Source organism: Helicobacter pylori (assembly GCF_002832345.1).
Lineage (GTDB): Bacteria > Campylobacterota > Campylobacteria > Campylobacterales > Helicobacteraceae > Helicobacter > Helicobacter pylori_CP.
Genome location: NZ_PHLZ01000050.1, coordinates 1 through 2,243, shown reverse-complemented (window position 1 = coordinate 2,243; position 2,243 = coordinate 1). Strand labels below are relative to the sequence as shown.

The 2,243-nt window shown below is 43.5% G+C and carries 1 rRNA gene and 1 pseudogene; one reads left to right on the top strand and one right to left on the bottom strand.

The features are described 5' to 3' along the window. Window positions 1–238: 238 nt before the first annotated feature. Window positions 239–1,742: ribosomal RNA gene (locus CXY28_RS08515) — 16S ribosomal RNA — on the bottom strand. A gap of 1 nt (window position 1,743) precedes the next feature. Between CXY28_RS08515 and CXY28_RS09075 the strand changes: the two are divergent. Beyond that, window positions 1,744–1,923, top strand: a pseudogene (locus tag CXY28_RS09075) (hypothetical protein). Window positions 1,924–2,243: the final 320 nt, after the last annotated feature.

Genomic DNA, 2,243 nt, shown 5'->3' with positions numbered 1-2,243 from the left:
AAGATCTAAGAAACCAACACAAGCAAACTAAACACATTAAACATTAAATATAAAGACACTAACAACTAAAAATATAAGCATTAAGAAATAACAAACAATAAGCAAGCAAATATTAAAAACAATCAAGAAGTAAAAAAGAAAGAATAAGCTCAATCTTTCAAAACTAAGCAAAAGAAGTTCTTTTGTCAGGTAATACTCTTTGGCTTTTAATAAGCGAATGTTAAAAGCTTTTCTCTAGAAAGGAGGTGATCCAACCGCAGGTTCACCTACGGTTACCTTGTTACGACTTCACCCCAGTCGCTGTGTGTGCCGTGGGCAGTAGCCAATTTAGCATCCTGACTTAAGGCAAACACAACTCCCATGGTGTGACGGGCGGTGAGTACAAGACCCGGGAACGTATTCACCGCAACATGGCTGATTTGCGATTACTAGCGATTCCAGCTTCATGCAGGCGAGTTGCAGCCTACAATCCGAACTGAGAGGCGTTTTGAAGATTGGCTCCACTTCGCAGTATTGCTTCTCTTTGTGCACCCCATTGTAGCACGTGTGTAGCCCTAGGCGTAAGGGCCATGATGACTTGACGTCGTCCCCACCTTCCTCCTCCTTACGGAGGCAGTATCCTTAGAGTTCTCAGCATGACCTGTTAGCAACTAAGAAAGGGGGTTGCGCTCGTTGCGGGACTTAACCCAACATCTCACGACACGAGCTGACGACAGCCGTGCAGCACCTGTTTTCAAGGTCTAGCAAGCCAGACACTCCACTATTTCTAGCGGATTCTCTCAATGTCAAGCCTAGGTAAGGTTCTTCGTGTATCTTCGAATTAAACCACATGCTCCACCGCTTGTGCGGGTCCCCGTCTATTCCTTTGAGTTTTAATCTTGCGACCGTACTCCCCAGGCGGGATGCTTAATGCGTTAGCTGCATTACTGGAGAGACTAAGCCCTCCAACAACTAGCATCCATCGTTTAGGGCGTGGACTACCAGGGTATCTAATCCTGTTTGCTCCCCACGCTTTCGCGCAATCAGCGTCAGTAATGTTCCAGCAGGTCGCCTTCGCAATGAGTATTCCTCTTGATCTCTACGGATTTTACCCCTACACCAAGAATTCCACCTACCTCTCCCACACTCTAGAATAGTAGTTTCAAATGCAGTTCTATGGTTAAGCCATAGGATTTCACACCTGACTGACTATCCCGCCTACGCGCTCTTTACGCCCAGTGATTCCGAGTAACGCTTGCACCCTCCGTATTACCGCGGCTGCTGGCACGGAGTTAGCCGGTGCTTATTCGTTAGATACCGTCATTATCTTCTCTAACAAAAGGAGTTTACAATCCTAAAACCTTCATCCTCCACGCGGCGTTGCTGCTTCAGGGTTTCCCCCATTGAGCAATATTCCCTACTGCTGCCTCCCGTAGGAGTCTGGACCGTGTCTCAGTTCCAGTGTGTCCGTTCACCCTCTCAGGCCGGATACCCGTCATAGCCTTGGTAAGCCATTACCTTACCAACAAGCTGATAGGACATAGGCTGATCTCTTAGCGATAAATCTTTCCCCCGTAGGGAGTATCTGGTATTAATCATCGTTTCCAATGGCTATCCCAAACTAAGAGGCACATGACCTATGCGTTACTCACCCGTGCGCCACTAATCAGCACTCTAGCAAGCTAGAAGCTTCATCGTTCGACTTGCATGTATTAGGCACGCCGCCAGCGTTCACTCTGAGCCAGGATCAAACTCTCCATAAAAGTGTTTGTCCTAAAGCTCTTTTGTTTTTTGATAGGCTATCATTATTTCTAACAATAGCTTTAGCGTATCACAAGAACTCGTTTTATTTGGTTATTGAATAAAACGGGTTGTGTTCTTAAGTATTACAACAACAAAACAGAAAGAAACTTTTTAAAAAGGTTTAGCCAAACGCTAACCTAAAAATACTCTCATGCCATTCAGTCATCAATTATAATGATATAATCATCATAATCAATGAAATTGATTGGCACTAGTTGGATAAGAATTCCTTATAAAAGAATGGGAGTTGTTCAAACCCTCACTCTTTCTTTATAATAAGTCATCCTTAAAATCATTTAGAATATCCCTTTAAAAAGAACTTCTATCAATTTGCTTAGTTTTCAAAGATCGTTTGCTTTTAATCAGCTATCCTTGTAAGGTATCAAGCGGCTTTTTAAAGCCCTTGCTGAAACAAGGAAATGAAAGTATAGTCATAGAAAGCTTAAGGTTTGCTTAAATTA